Origin of the sequence: Methylobacterium ajmalii, assembly GCF_016613415.1 — a bacterium.
GTDB lineage: Bacteria > Pseudomonadota > Alphaproteobacteria > Rhizobiales > Beijerinckiaceae > Methylobacterium > Methylobacterium ajmalii.
Map to the genome: position 1 here is coordinate 175,577 of NZ_JACWCT010000026.1, position 20,698 is coordinate 196,274.

16 protein-coding genes are annotated in these 20,698 nt (G+C 71.5%); 12 read left to right on the top strand and 4 right to left on the bottom strand.

Annotated elements, in window-relative coordinates; genetic code table 11:
* Window positions 1-59 precede the first annotated feature (59 nt).
* Window positions 60-761 (bottom strand): hypothetical protein, encoded by a 702-nt coding sequence (locus tag HPY23_RS05010; RefSeq protein WP_091886250.1) that lies wholly within the window; start codon window positions 759-761, stop codon window positions 60-62.
* Between the two features lie 233 nt (window positions 762-994).
* On the opposite strand from HPY23_RS05010, the gene HPY23_RS05015 reads away from it, so the two are divergent.
* A complete protein-coding gene (locus tag HPY23_RS05015) occupies window positions 995-1,609 on the top strand; it encodes an ANTAR domain-containing response regulator (protein WP_091744911.1) in 615 nt (204 codons plus the stop codon).
* Entirely contained in the window at window positions 1,606-2,607 is a 1,002-nt protein-coding gene (locus tag HPY23_RS05020) for a CmpA/NrtA family ABC transporter substrate-binding protein (protein WP_091886253.1), read from the top strand. Before HPY23_RS05015 ends, HPY23_RS05020 begins: the two co-directional genes overlap by 4 nt.
* A 97-nt stretch (window positions 2,608-2,704) precedes the next feature.
* Here HPY23_RS05020 and HPY23_RS05025 read toward each other — a convergent pair whose 3' ends face one another.
* Complete coding sequence (locus HPY23_RS05025) at window positions 2,705-3,298, bottom strand: TetR family transcriptional regulator C-terminal domain-containing protein (protein ID WP_091886256.1); 594 nt, start codon at window positions 3,296-3,298, stop codon at window positions 2,705-2,707.
* An 89-nt stretch (window positions 3,299-3,387) separates the two neighbouring features.
* On the opposite strand from HPY23_RS05025, the gene HPY23_RS05030 reads away from it, so the two are divergent.
* The 9 genes from HPY23_RS05030 to cysG all read left to right on the top strand — a co-directional run bounded on the left by HPY23_RS05030 (window position 3,388) and on the right by cysG (window position 16,981).
* Complete coding sequence (locus HPY23_RS05030; protein ID WP_200601768.1) at window positions 3,388-4,365, top strand: DMT family transporter; 978 nt, start codon at window positions 3,388-3,390, stop codon at window positions 4,363-4,365.
* 408 nt (window positions 4,366-4,773) lie between these two features.
* Window positions 4,774-6,060: a CmpA/NrtA family ABC transporter substrate-binding protein gene (locus HPY23_RS05035; RefSeq protein WP_091886260.1), complete on the top strand. Its 1,287-nt coding sequence runs from the start codon at window positions 4,774-4,776 to the stop codon at window positions 6,058-6,060.
* 1 nt (window position 6,061) lies between these two features.
* Complete coding sequence (gene ntrB, locus HPY23_RS05040) at window positions 6,062-6,922, top strand: nitrate ABC transporter permease (protein WP_060845661.1); 861 nt, start codon at window positions 6,062-6,064, stop codon at window positions 6,920-6,922.
* Between the two features lie 11 nt (window positions 6,923-6,933).
* Window positions 6,934-7,728: an ABC transporter ATP-binding protein gene (locus HPY23_RS05045; RefSeq protein WP_091886263.1), complete on the top strand. Its 795-nt coding sequence runs from the start codon at window positions 6,934-6,936 to the stop codon at window positions 7,726-7,728.
* Window positions 7,729-7,733: 5 nt separating this feature from the next.
* Window positions 7,734-8,951 carry an NAD(P)/FAD-dependent oxidoreductase gene (locus HPY23_RS05050; RefSeq protein WP_091886266.1) on the top strand — a complete coding sequence of 406 codons (1,218 nt, stop codon included), beginning with the start codon at window positions 7,734-7,736 and terminating at the stop codon, window positions 8,949-8,951.
* An 11-nt stretch (window positions 8,952-8,962) separates the two neighbouring features.
* Entirely contained in the window at window positions 8,963-10,750 is a 1,788-nt protein-coding gene (locus HPY23_RS05055) for a NirA family protein (protein WP_091886269.1), read from the top strand.
* 91 nt (window positions 10,751-10,841) lie between these two features.
* A complete protein-coding gene (locus tag HPY23_RS05060; protein ID WP_091886272.1) occupies window positions 10,842-12,455 on the top strand; it encodes a sulfite reductase subunit alpha in 1,614 nt (537 codons plus the stop codon).
* 317 nt (window positions 12,456-12,772) lie between these two features.
* A complete protein-coding gene (locus HPY23_RS05065) occupies window positions 12,773-15,469 on the top strand; it encodes a nitrate reductase (RefSeq protein ID WP_091886275.1) in 2,697 nt (898 codons plus the stop codon).
* Between the two features lie 54 nt (window positions 15,470-15,523).
* Window positions 15,524-16,981 carry a siroheme synthase CysG gene (cysG, locus tag HPY23_RS05070; RefSeq protein WP_091886278.1) on the top strand — a complete coding sequence of 486 codons (1,458 nt, stop codon included), beginning with the start codon at window positions 15,524-15,526 and terminating at the stop codon, window positions 16,979-16,981.
* Between the two features lie 87 nt (window positions 16,982-17,068).
* Here the strand turns inward: cysG and serA are convergent, their stop codons facing one another.
* On the bottom strand, window positions 17,069-18,316 hold the full coding sequence (gene serA, locus HPY23_RS05075) for a phosphoglycerate dehydrogenase (RefSeq protein ID WP_091886283.1): 1,248 nt from the start codon (window positions 18,314-18,316) through the stop codon (window positions 17,069-17,071).
* A 349-nt stretch (window positions 18,317-18,665) separates the two neighbouring features.
* Here serA and HPY23_RS05080 point away from each other — a divergent pair, with 349 nt between their 5' ends.
* Window positions 18,666-19,259, top strand: a complete 594-nt coding sequence (locus HPY23_RS05080; RefSeq protein WP_082742378.1) for an SCO family protein — start codon at window positions 18,666-18,668, stop codon at window positions 19,257-19,259.
* On the opposite strand, the gene HPY23_RS05085 is transcribed toward HPY23_RS05080, so the two are convergent.
* Window positions 19,204-20,698 (bottom strand): glycosyltransferase family 2 protein (locus HPY23_RS05085; protein ID WP_200649564.1); only part of this gene is annotated, 1,495 nt, incomplete at its 5' end. The two genes, HPY23_RS05080 and HPY23_RS05085, sit on opposite strands and share 56 nt — an antisense overlap.

Below are 20,698 nucleotides of genomic sequence, written 5' to 3' on the forward strand. Positions count from 1 at the left end.
TGACGCCCGTAGCTAGAGCGGCCTTCCCTTCGGTCCAACCCGATTCCGGCCGCGTCCGGTCAGCGCCGGCGGTCGATCAGGTCGATCATCGCGGCGCCGGCATTCACCATCCCGTCGCCCATCGCCGCCACGGTCTGGGTCACCACCCGGCCGGTCGGCATGAAGGGGAGCCAGGGCGAGGAGGACCGCCCGGTCTCCGGGCCGGTGCTCGCCGTGCGGGTCGCGGGGCTGCGTCCGGTCTCCGGCGCGGATTCCGTCTGGGCCTTCGCCTTCGGCATCTCGGGCCGGGCCGGCGGGCGCAGGCCCGCGAGCGCCGGCACCGCGCGGGAGCGGTGGGGGGCGGCAGCGCGGCGGGCTGCCTTGCCCTCCGGCTTCTCCTCGGCGGCCTTCTCGCCGCTTCTGGCCTCGGCGATCACCGGCAGGACCAGCGGGGTGGCCTCCGCCGGCATGGCGGCCTCGGGCGGCAGGGTCGCGACCAGGGGGAATTGCCGCTCGAACTCGAGCGGGTAGGGGGCGCGCACCCGCCCCTCGCCCTCGGGAGCGCCGCGGAACAGGTCCGCCCCGGGCGGCAGCGGCTGCATCGCCACGACCTGGCCCTCCGGCGCCCGCGGCTCCGGTTCGCGCCAGTACAGCGAGCCCGCGGCCAGGCAGATCGCCACGCAGGCGGTGGGGAGCAGCGGCAGGTAGCCCCGCGAGGCGCCGGGCAGGCTTCCGATGGCGCCGATCGTCGCCGTCTCGCGCATCCGCCCCTTGTCCCGCATCCCAGCCTCCTCGCCGCCGATGCCGCAGTGAAGCCCCGGTTTCGGGCCGAAGCGGGGCCGTTTCTTTGCGCTTTCGTGTCCGCGGGCGGTCCGTGCGGCGGCCGCCCCGGACGGAGGGCGGGGATGCCACGCGCCCCCCCTTGGGTTAGGGAGCGGACGTGACCACCCCGTTCCCGGGTCGTCGCGCGGGATTCCGCCCGCACGGCCCGACTTTTGCGTGATCCGACGCCGACATGCCCGACCGCGCGACCCCCGCCCCGTCCCCGGGCGACAGCCTGACCATCGCCGTCGTCGACCCGAGCCGTGCCCGGGCGGCGATCCTGGAGGAGGGCCTGCGTGCCGTCGAGGGCGCCCGGGTGGTGGTGATCCCCGACACCGCCGACCTCCTCGACCGGCTGTCGGCCGTCTCGCCCGACGTGGTGGTGATCCACCTCGAGAGCCCGAGCCGCGACCTCCTCGAGCAGATGTTCGGCGTCTCGCGCCTCGTCGAGCGGCCGGTGGCGATGTTCGTCGACCGCTCCGACACGCCGATGATGCAGGCGGCGGTGGATGCCGGCATCTCGGCCTACATCGTCGACGGCCTGCGCGCCGAGCGGATCAAGCCGATCATCGAGATCGCGATCCTGCGCTTCAACGCCTTCGCGCGGCTCCAGCGCGAGCTCAGCGAGGCGAAGGGCGAACTGGCCGACCGCAAGCTGATCGAGCGCGCCAAGGGCATCCTGATGAGCGCCAAGGGGCTGACCGAGGACGAGGCCTACAAGCAGCTCCGGCGCAAGGCCATGAACGAGAAGCGCAAGATCGTCGACATCGCCCGCGCCATCGTCACCGCCGCGGACCTGCTCGGATGAGGCTGCAGCTCGGCTACGTCCCGCTCACCGACGCCGCGGTGCTGATCGCCGCGGTGGAGCGCGGCTTCACGGAGGAGGAGGGGCTCGGCGTCGACCTCGCCCCGGCGCCGTCCTGGGCCACCCTGCGCGACCACCTGGCGCTCGGCCTCCTCGACGGCGCCCACATGCTGGCGCCGCTGGCGCTCGCCTGCCACCTGGGCCTCTCCGGACCGCAGGCCCGGCTGATCGCGCCCGCCGCGCTCGCCCGCAACGGCAACGCCGTGACCCTGTCGCTGCCGCTCTGGCGGGCACTCGATGCCCGGTCGGACGCCGTGGCCGACGTCGCCCGCGCCTTCGCCCGGGTCGCCGAGGACCGGGCCGGGGCGGGGCGGCCGCTGACGCTCGGCACCGTCCACCCCTATTCCAGCCACACCTACCAGCTGCGGCGGCTCCTGGCGCGCGGCGGCAGCTCGTTGTCGGCGGTGCGCCTCGTCGTGGTCCCGCCGGCCCGCACCGTGGAGGCGCTGGAGCGCGGGCTGATCGACGGGTTCTGCGTCGGCGCGCCGTGGAGCACCGTCGCGGTCGAGGCCGGGGTCGGCCGCATCGCGGCGCTCGGCGCCCACATCGCGCCGGACTGCCCGGAAAAGGTGCTGGCCCTGACCGCCGACATGGCCGACCGCGCCGCGCCGCTCCTGCGCGCCCTGAAACGCAGCGCCCGCTGGTGCGGCGATCCGGGGAACCGCGAGGCGCTGGCCGCACTGCTCGGCCACCCGCGCCATCTCGGCCTCGATCCGGCGCTGATCCTGAGAGGTCTGGCCGGGACGCTGCGGCTCGCGCCGGGCGGGCCGGTGATCGAGGCCGCGGATTATCTCGTGCTCGGGGAGCGGGAACTGACCCCCGACCCGGCATCCCTCGACTGGCTCGCCGACGAGATGGCGGCGGCCGGGCAGGTCGCGGCGGACACGGTCCGGGCCGAGGCGGCGGGTCTGTACCGACCGGACCTGCTGGCGGCCGCTTGAGAGGGCGACGGTCTTGCTCCCGCGAGACCCGGCTCCCTGGAGCCGCCGTCTCCCGAGACGGTTGCGAGCCGCGTCCCGACGGGTTCGACGGGCGCGCTCACGCCATCGCGTCGGCCGACAGGAGCGCTTCCATCGTCCTTTCGCGGAAACGTCTCATCGCTGCCGCGTCGCCCTCCGCGCGCATACGCACGGTGGCGCCCTCGTAGGCGTCGATGAGGGCGTCGGCGAGGCCCGCGGTATCGGTCGCGGGTGACAGCTCGCCGGCCGCCTTCGCGGTGTCGAGGAGGCCGGCGAGCTGGGTACGCCAGTTCGCGAAGGCGGCCTTAAGCCGCGTCCGGATCGCCTCGCTGTGCGGCGCGCTCGTCTGGGCCAGGACGCCGTAGAGGCACCCTCCCGTTTCCCCGGCCTCGTCCATCTCGGCCTCCAGCGCCTCGAAGTAATGCCGCAACCGCTGCAAAGGCGAGCCGTCCGTCGCGAAGCAGGCGAGCCGGAACGCCTCGTAGCGCGCCGCATAGGCGTCGACGACCGCCAGCGCGTAGGCCTCCTTGCTCGGGAAGAAATTGTAGAACGATCCCTTCGGAACGCCGGCTCCGGACAGGATCGGCTGGATGCCGATCCCCTCGTAGCCCCGGGCCAGGAAGGCCTTCAGGCCCTCCGCAATGAGGAGGTCGCGCGTGTCTCGTCGTGCCATGACGTAAAATTAGACTGGTCGTCTCAGACCGTCAACGCCATGAGTAGACCGGTCGTCTCAAGGACCGTTCGATCGAGGGGGATGCGGGGATGGATCACCGACGCCGAGACGGGCTCCTCCTCGTGGCGGCCGCCACGCTCCTGTGGAGCCTCGCCGGGCTGTTCGTGCGCCTGATCGAGCTGCCGGCCTGGGACCTGATCCTGTGGCGCTCGGTCTTCGCCGGCTTCGCCCTCCTGGCGTTCTCCGTCCTCCGCCCGGCAAGGGGCACGACGTTCGGGTGGATCGGTCTCGGCGCATCGATGCTGGCCGCCGTCACCATGGCCGCCTACGCGGCGTCGCTCACCTTGACCAGCGTGGCCGATGTCCTGATCGTCTACGCGACGCTACCGTTCGTGACCGCGGGGCTGGGGTGGCTGCTCCTGGGCGAACGCCCGTCGCGCCGGTTGCTGACCGCGAGCGCGGCGGCCCTGGGCGGAGTTCTCCTGGTCGCCGGCCAGTCGGCCCGTCTCGACGGCGTGGCCGGGAATGGGCTCGCCCTCCTGATGACCCTCGCCTTCGCGGGGCTTCTGATCGTGGCGCGCCGCTTCGCGCGGATCGATCTCGTCCGGGTCAACGCCGTGGCCGCGCTCCTGTGCGTGCTGGTGGCCCTGCCGATGTCGTCGGGCGCGGTGCCGGGCACGACCACCCTGGTGCTGCTCGCCGCCCTCGGCGTCCTGACGACGTCCCTGTCCTTCCTCCTGTTCCTGACGGGCAGCCGTCATATCCCGTCCACGGAAGCGGCGCTGATCGGCCTTCTCGATGTCGTGCTCGGCCCGCTCTGGGTGTGGATCGTCGTGTCCGAGGATCCCGGACAGGGCGCGCTGATCGGAGGCGCGATCGTCCTGGCTGCCGTGGTCTGGTACCTGGCTCCGAACCTCGGACGGCGGCCGAGGAGAGGACCGCCGGGACGGGTACGCCCGGGTCCGGGCGATGCGATGCCGTCGGTGCGGTCGCTTCGCGAGACAAGTTCGTCTCGCGAGACAACTCGTTCTCGCAAAGGAGGTCGAGAGGCGGCGTCCCGGTCGTGACGGAGCGTTCGGCGGCTCCCGGGATCGCCCGCGAGTCCCCGCCCGCGACGACCGATCGGGGGACGGCCTGTCCCGTCCCCGCATCGCTGCCCATTTCCCCGCCCGCCGAGCCTATCATTTGTGCATCGCACGCGCCCACCGGACCGGCGCTCCGGCCAATCCGGCCAAGCTGCGAACGATACCGATTTCAAGCACTTGATTGGCCCGCAAGGTGGTTGGCACGAAACCTGCTGGTCCCCTCCTGTCCGTCAGCGTCGACGGGCACCGACAGTCAGCAAAGCCGCTGACCCGAGTTCCCCGATGGGCCCGCATCCGCGCGGCCGGCGGACGACCTTGGGCAGCGGCTTTTTGCGTTCCGAACCGGATCGAGCGCCTCGGCGGCGCGAACGACTTGAGGGCGAGTCATCGATGAGCAGCGTTGAGCACACCACGCGTCGCGGTCTCCTCAAGGGGGCGGCCGGCGCCCTGTCGCTGGCAGCGGCCAGCCGCGTCGCCCTGCCGGGCGGCGCCTTCGCGCAAGGAGCCGGACCCGAGGTGAAGGGCGCCAAGCTCGGCTTCATCGCGCTCACCGACGCCGCCCCGCTCTTCGTCGCCAAGGAGAAGGGGATCTTCGCGCGTCACGGCATGCCCGACGTCGAGGTCCTGAAGCAGGCCTCCTGGGGCACCACCCGCGACAACCTGGTGCTGGGCTCGGAGGGCAACGGCATCGACGGAGCCCACATCCTCACCCCGATGCCCTACCTGATCAGCGCCGGCCGGGTGACGCAGAACAACGTTCCGGTCCCGATGTACATCCTGGCCCGGCTCAACCTCGCCGGGCAGTGCATCTCGGTCGCCAAGGAGCATATGGGCGACAAGGTCGCCCTCGACGCCAAGCCCTTCAAGGCGGCTTTGGAGCGCAAGAAGGCGTCCGGCAAGTCGGTGAAGGCCGCGATGACCTTCCCGGGCGGCACCCACGACCTCTGGATCCGCTACTGGCTCGCCGCCGGCGGCATCGACCCGGACAAGGACATCGAGACCATCGTCGTGCCGCCGCCCCAGATGGTGGCGAACATGAAGGTCGGCACGATGGATTGCTTCTGCGTCTGCGAGCCGTGGAACGAGCAGCTGATCACGCAAGGCATCGGCTACACCGCGCTCACCACCGGCGAGTTGTGGAAGGACCATCCGGAGAAGGCGCTCGGCATGCGCGCCTCATGGGTCGACAAGTACCCCAACGCCGCCAAGGCCCTCCTGGCGGCGGTGATGGAAGCGCAGCAATGGTGCGACAAGCCGGAAAACCGCGACGAGCTCGCCGGCATCGTCGCCAAGCGCCAGTGGATCAACGTTCCGGCGACCGACGTCGTCAAGCGGATGAAGGGTGAATTCGATTACGGCGACGGCCGCAAGGTGTCGAACAGCCCCCATATCATGAAGTACTGGGCCGACGACGCCTCTTACCCGTACAAGTCGCACGACCTCTGGTTCCTCACCGAGGACATCCGCTGGGGCAAGTTCGATCCCCAGACCGACACCAAGGCCCTCATCGAGAAGGTGAACCGCGAGGACATCTGGCGCGAGGTCGCGAAGACCATGGGCGTGACCGCCCCGTCCTCGACCTCGCGCGGCAAGGAGACCTTCTTCGACGGCAAGGTCTTCGATCCGGCGGATCCGTCCGCCTACCTCAACAGCCTCGGCATCAAGAAGGTGGCGTGACATGGCTCTCGGAACCACCCTCGGGCGCGTCGCCGCCGTCAAACCGGAGGGGGCCCGCCGCCCCCTCGTCACCCGCGCCGCCCTCAAGGGCCTGGCGCTGCGGATCGTCCCGCCGCTCGTCGTGCTGGCGGTCTTCCTGCTGCTCTGGGAAGTGCTGTGCCAGCGCCCCGGCGCCGGCCTGCCGCCGCCCTCGCGCGTCGTCACGGAGGCCTGGGACATCATCGCCCACCCGTTCTACGACAACGGCGGGACCGACAAGGGGCTCTTCTGGCACATCAGCGCCAGCCTCCAGCGGGTGGCTCTCGGCTTCACCCTGGCGGTGATCGCCGGCGTGATGCTGGGCACCCTCGTCGGCCAGTCGGAATGGGCGATGCGCGGGCTCGACCCGATCTTCCAGGTCCTGCGCACCATCCCGCCGCTCGCCTGGCTGCCCTTGTCGCTCGCCGCCTTCCGGGACGGCCAGCCCTCGGCGATCTTCGTGATCTTCATCACCTCGATCTGGCCGATCATCATCAACACCGCGGTCGGCATCCGCAACATCCCGCAGGACTATCGCAACGTCGCGGCGGTCCTGCGCCTCAACGCCTTCGAGTTCTTCGCCAAGGTGATGCTGCCCTCGGCCGCACCCTACATCTTCACCGGTCTTCGCATCGGCGTCGGCCTGTCCTGGCTCGCCATCGTGGCGGCCGAGATGCTGATCGGCGGCGTCGGCATCGGCTTCTTCATCTGGGATGCCTGGAACTCCTCGCACATCAGCGAGATCATCGTGGCCCTGGTCTATGTCGGGGTGATCGGCTTCGTGCTCGACCGCCTCGTCGCCGGCCTCGGCCACCTCGTCACCCGCGGCACCGCCACGGCCTGAGGAGGCCAACCATGACCCATCTCAGCCTCGAACAGGTCGGCATCAGCTTCACCCGAGCCGGGCGCACCACGGAAGTCTTGCGCGACGTCGACCTGAAGATCGACAAGGGCGAGTTCGTCTCGCTGATCGGCCATTCCGGTTGCGGCAAGTCGACGGTGCTCAACATCGTGGCGGGCCTGCTCAAGGCCTCCACCGGCGGCGTCCTCCTCGACGGCAAGGAAGTGAACAGCCCCGGCCCCGAGCGGGCCGTGGTCTTCCAGAACCACTCTCTCCTGCCCTGGCTCACCGTGCGCGAGAACGTTGCGCTCGCCGTCGACAAGGTCTTGAGGTCGAAGAAGAGCCGGGCGGAGCGGCGCGAGTGGATCGAGCACAACCTCGCGCTCGTCAACATGACCCATGCCGCCGAGAAGCGCCCGCACGAGATCTCCGGCGGCATGAAGCAGCGCGTCGGCATCGCCCGGGCGCTGGCCATGGAGCCCAAGGTGCTCCTCATGGACGAGCCCTTCGGAGCGCTGGACGCCCTGACCCGCGCGCATCTCCAGGATCAGCTGATGGAGATCCACCTGCGGCTGAAGAACACCGTGATCATGATCACCCACGACGTCGACGAGGCGGTGCTCCTCTCCGACCGGATCGTCATGATGACGAACGGCCCCTCGGCCACGATCGGCGAGGTCTTGTCCGTGCCGCTCGCCCGGCCGCGCAAGCGCCTGGAGCTCGTCGAGGACCCGACCTACACACACGCTCGGGCCGAGGTGCTGGAATTCCTCTACGCCCGCCACGCCAAACCCGCGATCGCGGCCTGACGCGCATGTCCGAGCGCCTCGTCGTCATCGGCAACGGCATGGCCTCGCTCCGCTTCCTGGAGCGGCTGCTCGATGCCGCCCCCGGCCGCTACGCCGTCACCTGCGTCGGCGCCGAGCCGGTGGCGGCCTACAACCGGGTGCTCCTGTCGTCGCTGCTCGGCGGCGAGGTGGACGAGGCGGCCTGCACCTTCCGCGGGCTCGACTGGTACGCCGAGCACGGCATCACCCTCGTCACCGGCGCGCCCGCCACCGCCATCGACACGGCGGAGCGCATCGTCCGCGTCGGCGAGGGGCTGGTGCTGCCTTTCGATAAACTGGTCCTGGCGGTCGGCTCGGTGCCGATCCGGCTGCCGAAGCCCGGCATGGACCTGCCCGGGGTCATCACCTTCCGCGACCTCGCCGACGTCGCGGCGATCCGCCGGGCGGCGGTGGCGGGCGCCCGGGCGATCGTGATCGGCGGCGGGCTCCTCGGGTTGGAGGCGGCGGTGGGCCTGGCACGCCTCGGCGTCGACACGACGCTGCTGCACGTCATGGACCGGCTGATGGAGCGCCAGCTCGACCACGCCGCCGCAGGCCTCGTGCGCGAGGCGATGGAGGCCCGCGGCGTGCGGGTTCTGCTCAGCGCCGACACCGCGTCGGTCGAGGGCGACGGCAAGGTCGAGCGCCTGATTCTCTCGGATGGCACCGTGCTGCCGGCCGATCTCGTGGTCATGTCGGTCGGCGTGCGTCCCTCGACGGCGCTGGCGGCCGGTGCCGGCCTCGCGGTCGGCCGCGGCATCCGGGTCGACGACACGATGGCGACCTCGGTCCCGGGCATCTACGCGCTGGGCGAATGCGCCGAGCACCGGGGCCAGACCTACGGCCTCGTCGAGCCGGCCTACGAGCAGGCCGAGGTGCTCGCCCGCCACCTCTGCGGGATCGAGGCAACTTACGCCGGCACCTCGCTCGCGACCAGCCTCAAGGTGTCGGGCCTGCCGGTCTTCTCCGCCGGCGCGGTCGACGTGCCGGACGGCGCCGAGGCCGTGACCTGGAGCGATCCGACGGCTGGCCTCTACCGCAAGCTCGTGATCGACGGCGACCGACTGATCGGCGCGGTCTTCGTCGGCGACGTCGCCGAGCAGGGCTGGTGCAAGTCCCTGATCCGCACCGGCGACACCATCACGTCCGACGACCGGGACGACCTGATGTTCGGGCGTCCCGTCTCCCACCCCCTCGCAGCGTGAAGGAGCCCGCGATGGCCGACGACTTCGACGCCGAGCAGAAGCGCTACCTCGAAGGCTTCTCCCACGGCATCGCCGCGATCCGCATGACCGGCGGCCTCGCCGGCGGCGGAACTGCGCCTGCCCACGCCGCCGAGCCGACCGGGCCGGACGCGAGCCACATCAAGGCGCAGGACCGCACCGTGAAGAACGGCGGCAAGCTCGCCGACCAGGAGAAGTGGAAGCGGGCCGAGAACCCGTTCGACGGCCACAACAGGCTCATCGCCGAGGCCGAGACCGGCAAGGCGCCGAAACCCGAGGACAATTTCCGCTGGCGCTATCACGGCCTGTTCTGGGTCGCTCCGGCCCAGAACTCCTACATGTGCCGCCTGCGGATCCCCAACGGCATCCTGCACCACTGGCAGTTCGCCGGCATCGCCGACCTCGCGGACGCCCATGGCGGCGGCTACAGCCACGTCACGACGCGCGCCAACCTCCAGGTGCGGGAAATCTCGCCCGAGCACGGCCAGCCCTTCCTCGACGGGCTGATCGATCTCGGCCTGACGGCACGGGGCGCGGGGGCGGACAACATCCGCAACGTCACCGGCTCGCCCACCGCCGGCATCGACGCCCAGGAACTGCTCGACACGCGCCCGCTCGCCAAGTCCTGGCACAACCACATCCTCAACGACCGCTCGCTCTTCGGGCTGCCGCGCAAGTTCAACGTCGCCTTCGACGGCGGCGGCGTGCTGCCGGTGCTGGAGGAGACCAACGACATCGGCTTCCAGGCGGTCGAGGTGATGGAAGGCGCGGGCATCGAGCCCGGAATCTGGATGCGCCTCGTGCTCGGCGGCATCACCGGCCATCGCGACATCGCCCGCGACACCGGCGTGGTCTTGAGGCCGAAGGAGTGCAACGCCGTCGCCGATGCGATCCTGCGGGTCTTCATCGAGAACGGCGACCGGACCAACCGCAACAAGGCGCGGATGAAGTACGTCCTCGACGCCTGGGGCTACGACAAGTACCTCGCCGCCGTCGAGGAGAAGCTCGGCCGCAAGCTGGAGCGGGTCGACCCGGCCCACGTGAAGCCCCGCGGCGGCTTCGACCGCTACGCCCATGTCGGCGTCCATGCTCAGGTTCAGCCGTACCTCAACTGGATCGGCGTGGTGCTGCCCGTCGGCAAGATGACCACCGACCAGATGCGTGAGCTGGCGAAGATCTCGCGGGAATGCGGCGACGGTCAGATTCGGCTCACCGTGTGGCAGAATTTTCTCTTTTCCGGCGTGCCCGACGATCGCGTGGCGGAGGTCGAGTCCCGCGTCGCGGCCCTCGGGCTGTCCACCAAGGCGTCGAGCATCCGCGCCGGCCTCGTCGCCTGCACGGGCAACCGCGGCTGCAAGTTCGCCGCCGCCGATACCAAGGGCCACGCGCTCCTCATCGCCGACCACGTCGAGGCCGCCGTGCCGGGACTCGACGTGCCGGTGAACGTCCACCTCACCGGCTGCCATCATTCCTGCGCCCAGCACTACATCGGCGATATCGGCCTCATCGGCGCCAAGGTGACGGTGAGCGAGGAGGGCGACACCGTCGAGGGCTACGACATCGTGGTCGGCGGCGGCTTCGGCGAGGCGGCCAAGATCGGCACCGAGATCTGGAAGGCCGTGAAGGCCAAGGAGTGTCCGGGCCGGATCGAGGCCCTGCTCAACGACTATCTCGAGCATCGCACCGGCCCGGAGGAGACCTTCCAGGCCTACACCGCCCGCCGCGGGCCGGAGGCGCTGAAGGGCCTCGCCGACGCGAGGCTGCTGGAGGCGGCCGAGTAAAGCACCCTTCTCCTCTCCCCGCGGGCGGGGAGAGGAGAAACCCGGCGCCTCACCGCCTGACGCTGACTGCCACTCTTCTCCGGTAACCCCGATGACCCAGCACGTCGCTCCCCCGCTCGTCCTGATCCCCGAATCCGCCCCCTTCACCACCGACCAGCGCGCCTGGCTGTCGGGCTACTTCGCCGCCCTGCTCGGGCCGGCGGTCGAGGGCGCGACGGCGTTGCCGGCCGGCGAGGCGCCCGGCGGGCCGGCGCTCGCCGACAACGGCGACGCGCCCTGGCACGACCCGTCGATGCCGCTCGACGACCGCATGGTGCTGGCCAAGGACCGCTCCGAGCCGCAGAAGCTGATGGCCGCCATGGCCCAGCAGGATTGCGGCCAGTGCGGCTACAACTGCGCCGACTATGCCAACGCCCTCTTCCTCAAGACCGAGGAGCGCCTGAACCTGTGCCAGCCGGGCGGCAAGGACACGCTCCGGATGCTGAAGAAGCTGGAGGCGGAGTTCGGTGCCGCGGCCCCGGCCGGCGCCGCGGCGCCCGCCTCCGACGACGCCCCGAAGGCCGACGCCCCGGTCGGTCCCTACGGGCTCTGCCGCGAGAACCCGGCCGAGGCGGTGTTCCTCTCCCGCCGCCGCCTCAACGCGCCCGGCGGCGAGAAGGAGACCTGGCACATCGAGATCGACCTCGCCGGCACCGGCATCGACTACGTGGTCGGCGATTCACTCGGCCTGTTTCCCGCCAACGCCCCGGCGCTCGCCGATGCGGTCATCGCCGAGCTCGGCGCCCGGCCGGAGCGGGTCATCGCCACCAAGCTCGGCGAGAAGACGCTGCGCGATCACCTGCTGACCAACTACTCGCTGGGAGGCGCCCCCGACGGGCTGTTTCAGCTTCTCTCGCTGCTGACCTCCGGTGCGCAGCGCAGGAAGGCCCAGGCGCTGAGCGCCGGCGAGGATCCGGACGGCGACGCGGCCTATCTCGACGTGCTCGGGGCGCTGCACAAGTTCCCGGGCGCGCGCCCCGACGCCGAGGTCTTCCTCGAAGCCCTCGACGAGCTGCAGCCGCGGCTCTACTCGATCTCGTCCTCGCCCAAGGCCGATCCCGGCCGGGTCTCGCTCACCGTCGATGCGGTGCGTTACAGCCACCGCTCGCGCCTGCGGCTCGGCGTCGCCTCGACCCATCTCGGCGAGCGCCTGGCCGAGACCGCCAAGGTGAAGGTCTACCTCCAGAAGGCCCACGGCTTCGGCCTGCCCTCGACGCCCGAGACCCCGGTCATCATGGTCGGCCCGGGCACCGGCATCGCGCCGTTCCGCGCCTTCCTGCGCGAGCGCGCCGCCACCGCGGCGCCGGGCAGGAATTGGCTGTTCTACGGCCACCAGCGCCAGGCCTCGGACTTCTTCTACCGCGACGAGCTCAACGGCCTGAAGGACCAGGGCGTGCTGACCCGCCTGTCGTTGGCCTGGTCGCGCGACGGGGCCGAGAAGACCTACGTCCAAGACCGGATGCGCGAGAACGGCCGCGAGCTGTGGCGCTGGTTCGAGGACGGCGCCCACTTCTACGTCTGCGGCGACGCCAAGCGCATGGCCAAGGACGTCGAGCGCGCGATCATCGATGTGGCGGCGACCCATGGCGGCAAGAGCCCCGAGGAGGCGGTGGCGTATCTCGCGGCGCTCAAGAAGGCGAACCGGTATCAGGCGGACGTTTACTGAAATCGGCGGTTCAAGGCTTCTCCCGCCCTCGACCTCATCCTGAGGTGTCAGTCCATCGGAGATGGACTGACCTCGAAGGAGGGCTCCAGAAGTCTCCGCGATCCCTGGATTCCTCCTTCGAGGCTCAGCGATCTTCGATCGCCCGCACCTCAGGATGAGGTCGAAGGCGGAGAACACCCGACAAGGGCCGGCCGCTTCCCAAGGCCGAGCAGGACGTCCGTCTCACTGAATGATGGGCTCTGCCGCCGCCCGGCGGCCCACCCCTTGCTTGCCCGAACTCACCGGCCCCACCCCACGCCCGGCGAAAGGCTCCCGCGATGAACCTGCACGTGCCGGCCCTCGCTCCCGAGGCCGCCCCCGTCCGCACCACCTGCCCGTATTGCGGCGTCGGCTGCGGCGTGCTCGCCCGGCCGGACGGGCAGGGGGGTGCGAGCGTCGCGGGCGATCCGCAGCATCCGGCGAATTTCGGCCGGTTGTGCTCGAAGGGCTCGGCGCTCGGGGAAACCCTCTCCCTCAACGACCGCGTGCTGCACCCGGAGATCGCCGGGCGACGGGTGGCTTGGGACGAGGCGCTCGATGCTGTGGCGGAGGGATTCAGGCGGACGATCGCCGCGCATGGACCGGATTCGGTCGCGTTCTACCTCTCGGGCCAGCTGCTCACCGAGGACTATTACGTCGCCAACAAGCTGGCGAAGGGCTTCATCGGCACGCCGCACGTCGACACCAATTCGCGGCTGTGCATGTCGTCCTCGGTGGCGGCGCATCGCCGGGCCTTCGGCTCCGACACCGTGCCGGGCTGCTACGAGGACCTGGACGAGGCCGACCTCCTGGTGCTCGTCGGCTCCAACACCGCCTGGTGCCACCCGATCCTGTTTCGCCGCATGCTCGATGCGCGGGAGAAGCGCGGCACCAAGATCGTCGCCATCGACCCGCGCCAGACCCAGACCGGCGAGGAGGCCGACCTTTTCCTCGGCATCCGGCCCGGCACCGACACCGCCCTGTTCTCCGGCCTCCTGGTCCATCTCGCCGATCACGGCGCTCTCGATCCGCGCTACATCGCCGAGCACACCGCCGGCTTCGAGCCGGCCCTGGAGCGTGCCCGCCAGATCGCCCCGAGCATCGCGGCGACCGCCGTCGCGACCGGCCTGACCGAGGCCGAGGTCGAGACCTTCTTCACCCTGTTCCGCGCCACGCCGCGGGTCGTCACCGCCACCTCGCAGGGGGTGAACCAGTCGGCCCAAGGGACCGACAAGGCCAACGCGATCATCAATTGCCACCTCGCCACCGGCCGCATCGGCCAGCCCGGCATGGGGCCGTTCTCGCTGACCGGCCAGCCCAACGCCATGGGCGGGCGCGAGGTCGGCGGGCTCGCCAACATGCTGGCGGCCCACATGCATTTCACGCCGGAAGAGGTCGATCTGGTGCGCCGGTTCTGGAACGCGCCGAACATCATCACCGGCGAGGGCATGAAGGCGGTGGCGCTGTTCGAGGCGATCGAGCGCGGCAAGATCAAGGCGCTCTGGGTGATGGGCACCAACCCCGCCGTCTCGATGCCCCGGGCCGACCGGGTGCGGGCGGCGCTGCAAAAGCTCGACACCTACGTCGTCTCCGAGGTGGCGGCGGATACCGATACGGTGCGGGCCCGCAACGCCATCGTCCTCCCGGCCCTCGCCTGGGGCGAGAAGGACGGCACGGTAACCAATTCCGAGCGCCGCATCTCGCGCCAGCGCGCCTTCCTGGCCACCCCCGGCGAGGCGAAGGCCGATTGGTGGATCATGGCGCAAGTGGCCAAGCGCCTCGGCCACGCCAAGGCGTTCGCCTGGGGCAACGCCGCCGCGGTGTTTCGCGAGCACGCCGCCCTCTCGGAGTTCGAGAATCGCGGCACCCGCGACTTCGATCTCGGCGGGCTGGCCGACATCACGGACGCCGCCTACGACGCGGCGGCGCCGGTGCAATGGCCCCTGACCCGCAAGGCCAAGGCGCCGCAGAGCCGCTTCTTCGCCCAGGGCGGCTTCTTCACCCGCGACCGCAAGGCCCGCTTCGTCGCGGTGCAGAAGCCGGCGCTGGCGCAAGGAACCAGCGACGCGCTGCCGCTCCGCCTCAACACCGGCCGGGTGCGCGACCACTGGCACACCCTGACCCGCACCGGAAAGAGCCCCCGCCTCTCGGCCCACCGGGCGGTGCCCTTCGTCGAGATCCATCCCGACGACGCAGGCGTTGCCGGCCTGACCGACGGCGACCTCGCGCGCGTGCGCACCGCCCACGGCGCGGCGGTGCTGGAGGTCATGGTGACGCCCGGCGCCCAACCCGGAATGCTGTTTGCCCCGATGCACTGGAGCGAGGCCAACACCTCGGATGGCCGCGTCGGCGCGCTGGCACAGGGCGCGGTCGATCCCGTCTCGGGCCAGCCCGAGCTCAAGGCGACCCCGGCCTCGATCGCCCCCGAGCCCTACCGCTCCCGCGGCTACCTCATCACCCGCGACATGGTGGCGGCGCCCTACGGCTGGTGGTGGGCGCGGGCGAGCCTGGAGGGCGCGACCGGCCTGATCTTCGCCAGCCAGGACGGGGCGCCGGAGGCGAGCGCCCTGATGCGCGACCTCTTCCCCGGTGCGACGTTCAGCGAGTACGCCGACCCGGCCCGCGGCCGCTACCGCGCCGCCGCCTTCCGGGACGCGCGGCTCCTCGGCGTGCTGGCGCTCGCGCCCGCCTCGGAGCGCCCGACCTGGGACGCCGCCAAGGCGTTCTTCCGTACCCAGGAACTGCTGGAGCCCTCGGCCCGCCGGGCGCTGATCTCGGGGCGCGCCGAGAGCGCCGGCACCGGCCCGCTGGTCTGCGCCTGCCATACCGTCGGCCTCGATACGATCCGGGCGGCGATCAAGGGCGGGGCGCACGGGGTCGAGGCGGTCGGGGCGGCGTGCAAGGCCGGGACAAATTGCGGCTCGTGCATCCCCGAGATCCGCAAGCTGCTGGCCTCCGAACGCGCGGCCGGGGAACTTGCACCGGCTTCCGCATAGGCGCATCTGATGACTCAGGATTTCCCGAGACTGGTTGCAGAAGCTCACCCTCCCATGCGTACCCCCCGTGCTCCCCGCGAGACCCGCTCCCCGGGCCTCGAGCCCCTGGCCGTGCTGCCGGTCTTCGTGACGCTCACGGGCAAGCGCGCGGTGCTGGCCGGCGCCAACGGCGGCGCGGCCTGGAAGGTGAAGCTGCTCGCCGCCGCCGGCGCCCATGTCGACGTCTTCGCCCCCGAGCCGACCGAGGAGATGCGGGGCGCCCCCGCCGAGGCCGTCGCCGGCAAGGTGGTGCTGCACGCGCGCGACTGGTCGCCGGCCGACCTCGAAGGCGCCGCCTTCGCCATCGCGGCCTTCGAGGACGAGGGCGAGTGCGAGTGCTTCGTCGGGGCGGCCAGGGCCGCGGGCGCCATCGTCAACGCCATCGACCGGCCGCATCTGTGCGACGTCTCGTTCGGCGCCATCGTCAACCGCTCGCCCCTCGTCGTCGGCATCTCGACCGAGGGCGCGGTCCCGGTCTTCGGCCAGACCGTGCGGGCCCGCATCGAGGCGATGCTGCCCGCGGGCTTCAAGGCCTGGGTCGCCGCCGCCCGCGACTGGCGCGCCGAGGTGAGCGCCCGGTACCATGTCTTCGGCGAGCGCCGCGCCTTCTGGGAGCGATTCACCGACCTCGCCTTCGCCAACCCCGAGCGGACGCCGGTCCGCGCCGACCTCGACGCGCTCATCGCCGAGAGCGATGCCGCGCCGACCGGCGGCAGCGTCGTCCTCGTCGGCGCGGGCCCGGGCGACGCCGAGCTCCTCACCCTCAAGGCCCTGCGGGCCCTGCGCAGCGCCGACGTGATCCTGTACGACGACCTCGTCGCCCCGGAGATCCTGGATTACGCGCGCCGCGAGGCCCGCACGATGCTGGTCGGCAAGACCGGCCACGGCCCGTCCTGCCGCCAGGACGACATCAACGCCCTGATGGTGTCGCTCGCCAAGGGCGGCAAGCGGGTGGTGCGGCTCAAGTCCGGCGACCCCCTGGTCTTCGGCCGGGCCGGCGAGGAGATCGATGCCTGCCGCGAGGCCGGCATCCCGGTCACGGTGGTGCCCGGCGTCACGGCGGCGCAAGGGGCGGCGGCCTCGCTCGGCATCTCGCTCACCCACCGCGACGCGGCGCGCCGCCTGCAATACGTCACCGGCCACGACCGCCGCGGCACGCTCCCGGACGACCTCAACTGGGCGGCGCTCGCCGATCCGACGGTCACCACGGTGATCTACATGCCCAAGCGCACCCTGCGCGCGCTCCTCGCCCAGGCGATCACGCAAGGATTGCCGCCCGCGACCCCCGCGCTCGTGGTCTTCAACGCCACCCGGCCCGACCAGGCCGTGGTGCAGGCCACGGCCTGCGACCTCGCCGATAAGGTGGAGGCAGCGGGGCTGGAAGGACCGGCGATCGTGATGGTGGGCGATGCGCTCGGCCGCGGCGAGCGCGAGGCGGTGGTGACCGAGGCGCTGGCCTCGGCCGCACACTGAAAGAAAACGCCCCGGCATGCCGGGGCGTTGCGAACGGTGTCTCCGTGAGAGTGGCGCCCGGCCTTGCGGCCGAGCGCCGTCGTCGGTTCAGCGGCGCTCGTAGAGCAGCCGCGCCCGGATCGTGCCGTCGATGGCGCGCAGTTCCTCGAGCAGCGCCTCCGGGTCGACGTCGGTGGCGTCGGTCTCGACCACGACGTAACCGACCTCGCCGTCGGTCTGGTAGAACTGCGCCGCGATGTTGATCTGCTTGCGGGCGAAGGTGTCGTTGAGGCGTCCGAGCATGCCCGGCAGGTTGCGCTGGACGTGGATGAAGCGCAGGCCCGTCGGGCGGGCCGGCAGCTGCACCTGCGGAAAGTTCACAGCGCCGACCGTCGAGCCGATATCCGAGTAATCGACGAGCTTGCGCGCCACCTCGGCGCCGATGCGCTCCTGCGCCTCCTCGGTCGAGCCGCCGATATGCGGGGTCAGGATCACGTTCTCGAGGCCCTGGAGCGGCGAGACGAAGCGGTCCTGGTTCGACTTCGGCTCGACCGGGAAGACGTCGACGGCCGCACCGCGCAGATGACCGTCCTTGAGCGCCGCCGCCAGGGCGTCGAGGTCGACCACCGTGCCGCGCGAGTTGTTGATCAGGTACGATCCCGGCTTCATCGCCCGGATCTCGGCCTCGCCGATCATGTTGTGGGTCGAGGCGGTCTCGGGCACGTGCAGCGAGACCACGTCGCTCTGCGACAGCAGAGCGTTCAGGCTGTCGACCGGCTCGGTGTTGCCGTGGCGCAGGCGGTCGGTGAGGTCGTGGAAGATCACCCGCATGCCCATCGCCTCGGCGAGGTTCGAGAGCTGCGAGCCGATATTGCCGTAGCCGACGATGCCGAGCGTCTTGCCGCGCACCTCGAACGAGCCGTTGGCCGACTTGTCCCAGCCGCCGACATGGGCCGAGACCGAGCGCGGCACGATGCGGCGGAGCAGCATCACGATCTCGCCGATGACGAGCTCGGCCACCGAGCGGGTGTTGGAGAACGGCGCGTTGAAGACCGGGATGCCGCGCCGGCGCGCCGCCTCGAGATCGACCTGGTTGGTGCCAACCGAGAAGCAGCCCACCGCCATCAGCCGGTCGGCGGCCTCGAAGGCGGCCTCGTCGAGCTGGGTGCGCGAGCGGATGCCGACGATGTGGACGCCCTTGATCGCCTGGCGCAGGTCGGCCGGATCGAGGGCCTTGGCGAGCCGGGTCACCGTCACGTAGCCCGAGGCTTCGAGCAGCGCGACGGCGCTGTCGTTGATGCCTTCGAGCAGCAGGACGCGAATCTTGTCCTTGGGCAGCGAGAGTTTGTCGGCCATGGCGGTCTTCTTGGCAGGTCGTCTTGAAAACGGGGTCGGACACCGCGTCAGGCACGGCACCGCTGGGCGCGAGCGATAGGAGAGGCCGCGCCGCAACGCAACACGGGGGCCGGCCGCGGAGGGCTGCCCATACGCAGGGCAGTGCTGCGCTCATCGCGCGGGCATCCGCGCCGCGCCACCGCCGCGGGACGATTCAGTGGAAGGGGAGCGCCCCGCGCCCGCTTTCTGCCCCGGGGCGACCTCGTGCCCTTTTTCTTCGCCGGGGCGACCCCGTGCCCCCTTGCCGCCGGGGGCGGGCGGTGCTCCACCGGCGCCGCCTGCCCCCGGCAAGCCAGGATGGAGACCGCCGATGCCCCTCACGCCCCGGATGCGCAGCGCCGCGATCCCGCTCCTCGTCTTCGCCCTCGGCCTCGCGGTGCTGGGGCTCGCTGCCAGCCTGATGCTCGGCCGCCCGGCCACCGGCACCAGCACGGTCGGCGGGCCGTTCACTTTGGTGAACCAGGACGGTCGCACCGTCACCGACCGCGACTTCTCCGGCACGCCGCACCTGGTGTTCTTCGGCTTCACCCACTGCCCGGACATCTGCCCGACCACCCTGCAGCAGATCTCCGACGTGCTGGTGGCGCTCGGCCCCAAGGGCCGCGACGTGAAGGCGTTGTTCGTCAGCGTCGACCCCGAGCGCGACACCCCGGCGGCGCTCAAGGAGTACCTGTCGAGCTTCGATCCCCGCATCGTCGGGCTGACCGGCTCGCCCGAGGCGGTCGCCGCCACCGTCAAGGCCTACCGCGCCTACAGCCGCAAGGTGCCGCTGAAGGAGGGCGACTACACCATGGAGCACACCGCACTCGTCTACATCATGGACGGACGCGGCCACTTCGTCGGCTCGCTCAACCTGATGCGCCCGGCCGCGGACGCCGCCGCCGAGGTGGCGCGCCAGCTCTGAGCCTGTCGCGCCGCATCGCCCCGGTGCGGGAGGTGGCGGCGCGCCCGTGCGTGGTCTTGTTCCAGCGGTAGGGCGCGAGCAGCAGCTCGACGAGGCCAAGCCACGCGGCGAGGCTGACGAAGAGGTAGTAGACCGGCAGGGCGAGCGCCCAGGGGGCGAGGCGCCACCAGCCCCGCCGCAAGCAACCGGCGAGTGCCGGCAGCCACATCGCCCCGAGGCCGGCGAGGAACACCGTGACGCCCGTGGCGGTGAGGAGATTGGCGAGGAAGTCGGGGGCGTCCGGCAGCGGGTCGGCGGTCAGGGCCCAGGCCGCCAGCGCGATTCCGAACGGGTAGGCCAGCGCCGAGATCACCGTGCCGGGCACCATCGCCACCGCGCAGAGCAGGCCGAGGGGGCCGAGGCGGCGCCACGCCCGGACCGGGTGCCGGCTGTGGGTGATCGCGGTCTGGACGAAGCCCTTCATCCAGCGCACGCGCTGGCGCAGCCAGGGATGCAGGTGGGCGGGCGCCTCCTCCAGGGTCGAGAGCGGCAGATCGCCGACCCGGTAGCCGGCGAGCGCCAGCCGCAGGCCGAGATCGGCATCCTCGGTGACGTTCCAGGCGTCCCAGCCATGGACCTCGCGCAGCACCCGGGTGCGGAAGTGGGTGGTCGTGCCACCGAGCGGCACCGGCAGGTGCGCGGCGCTGAGCAGCGGCAGCACCACGTCGAACAGCGCCGAATATTCGAGGGTGAAGCAGCGCGTGAGCCAGGAATCGTCGGTGTTGTCGATCACCAGCCGCCCCTGCAGGCAGGCGAGCCGCGCCGGGCCGGCCCGGAACAGGGCGGCGGCGGCCCGGAGCTGGCCGGGATCGGGCACGTCCTCGGCGTCGTAGACCACGAGGTGCTCGCCGCGGGCGAGCGGCAGGGCGACGTTGAGAGCCCGCGGCTTGGTGCGCGGCAGGCCCGGCGGTGCCGTCACGATCTCGAACCGCGCCGGCAGCGGACGTGCAGAGAGCGCCGCCGCGGTGGCCGCATCGTCGGCCTCGATCACGAACTTGAGGTCGAGCTTGGAGGCCGGGTAGTCGAGCCGTTCCAGGGCCTCGACGAGGCGCGGCACCACCTCGGCCTCGCGGTAGAGCGCCACCAGCACGGTGTAGACCGGCAGTTCCGCGTCCGGCACCCGGCCGGGAGCGGGCGGCGGGTCGGGCACGAGGAGGGGGGCGGCGAGGCGGAAGACGATCACCGCCAGCACCGTGAGGTTGAGGAACGACAGGACGGCAAGCTGGATCCAGGGCGCCGCGTCGAGGAGGAGCAGGGACGCGGCGCCCGCGAGCATCAGGGCCAGGATCTGCCCCGGATGCAGCCCCGGGCGGTAGGCCCAGTCGGGCGCGCGCACCTCCAGCGCCTCCGCGGCCCGGGCCGCGGCGCGGGGGCCGGCGGTGGCGAGCACCGCGGCGGCG

What these genes read in the sequence shown, in the direction of transcription:
- HPY23_RS05010 (WP_091886250.1), bottom strand. Translation starts at nt 761, where the DNA reads ATGCGGGACAAGGGGCGGATGCGCGAGACGGCGACGATCGGCGCCATC.
- HPY23_RS05015 (WP_091744911.1), top strand. Translation starts at nt 995, where the DNA reads ATGCCCGACCGCGCGACCCCCGCCCCGTCCCCGGGCGACAGCCTGACC.
- HPY23_RS05020 (WP_091886253.1), top strand. Translation starts at nt 1,606, where the DNA reads ATGAGGCTGCAGCTCGGCTACGTCCCGCTCACCGACGCCGCGGTGCTG.
- HPY23_RS05025 (WP_091886256.1), bottom strand. Translation starts at nt 3,298, where the DNA reads ATGGCACGACGAGACACGCGCGACCTCCTCATTGCGGAGGGCCTGAAG.
- HPY23_RS05030 (WP_200601768.1), top strand. Translation starts at nt 3,388, where the DNA reads ATGGATCACCGACGCCGAGACGGGCTCCTCCTCGTGGCGGCCGCCACG.
- HPY23_RS05035 (WP_091886260.1), top strand. Translation starts at nt 4,774, where the DNA reads ATGAGCAGCGTTGAGCACACCACGCGTCGCGGTCTCCTCAAGGGGGCG.
- ntrB (WP_060845661.1), top strand. Translation starts at nt 6,062, where the DNA reads ATGGCTCTCGGAACCACCCTCGGGCGCGTCGCCGCCGTCAAACCGGAG.
- HPY23_RS05045 (WP_091886263.1), top strand. Translation starts at nt 6,934, where the DNA reads ATGACCCATCTCAGCCTCGAACAGGTCGGCATCAGCTTCACCCGAGCC.
- HPY23_RS05050 (WP_091886266.1), top strand. Translation starts at nt 7,734, where the DNA reads ATGTCCGAGCGCCTCGTCGTCATCGGCAACGGCATGGCCTCGCTCCGC.
- HPY23_RS05055 (WP_091886269.1), top strand. Translation starts at nt 8,963, where the DNA reads ATGGCCGACGACTTCGACGCCGAGCAGAAGCGCTACCTCGAAGGCTTC.
- HPY23_RS05060 (WP_091886272.1), top strand. Translation starts at nt 10,842, where the DNA reads ATGACCCAGCACGTCGCTCCCCCGCTCGTCCTGATCCCCGAATCCGCC.
- HPY23_RS05065 (WP_091886275.1), top strand. Translation starts at nt 12,773, where the DNA reads ATGAACCTGCACGTGCCGGCCCTCGCTCCCGAGGCCGCCCCCGTCCGC.
- cysG (WP_091886278.1), top strand. Translation starts at nt 15,524, where the DNA reads ATGCGTACCCCCCGTGCTCCCCGCGAGACCCGCTCCCCGGGCCTCGAG.
- serA (WP_091886283.1), bottom strand. Translation starts at nt 18,316, where the DNA reads ATGGCCGACAAACTCTCGCTGCCCAAGGACAAGATTCGCGTCCTGCTG.
- HPY23_RS05080 (WP_082742378.1), top strand. Translation starts at nt 18,666, where the DNA reads ATGCCCCTCACGCCCCGGATGCGCAGCGCCGCGATCCCGCTCCTCGTC.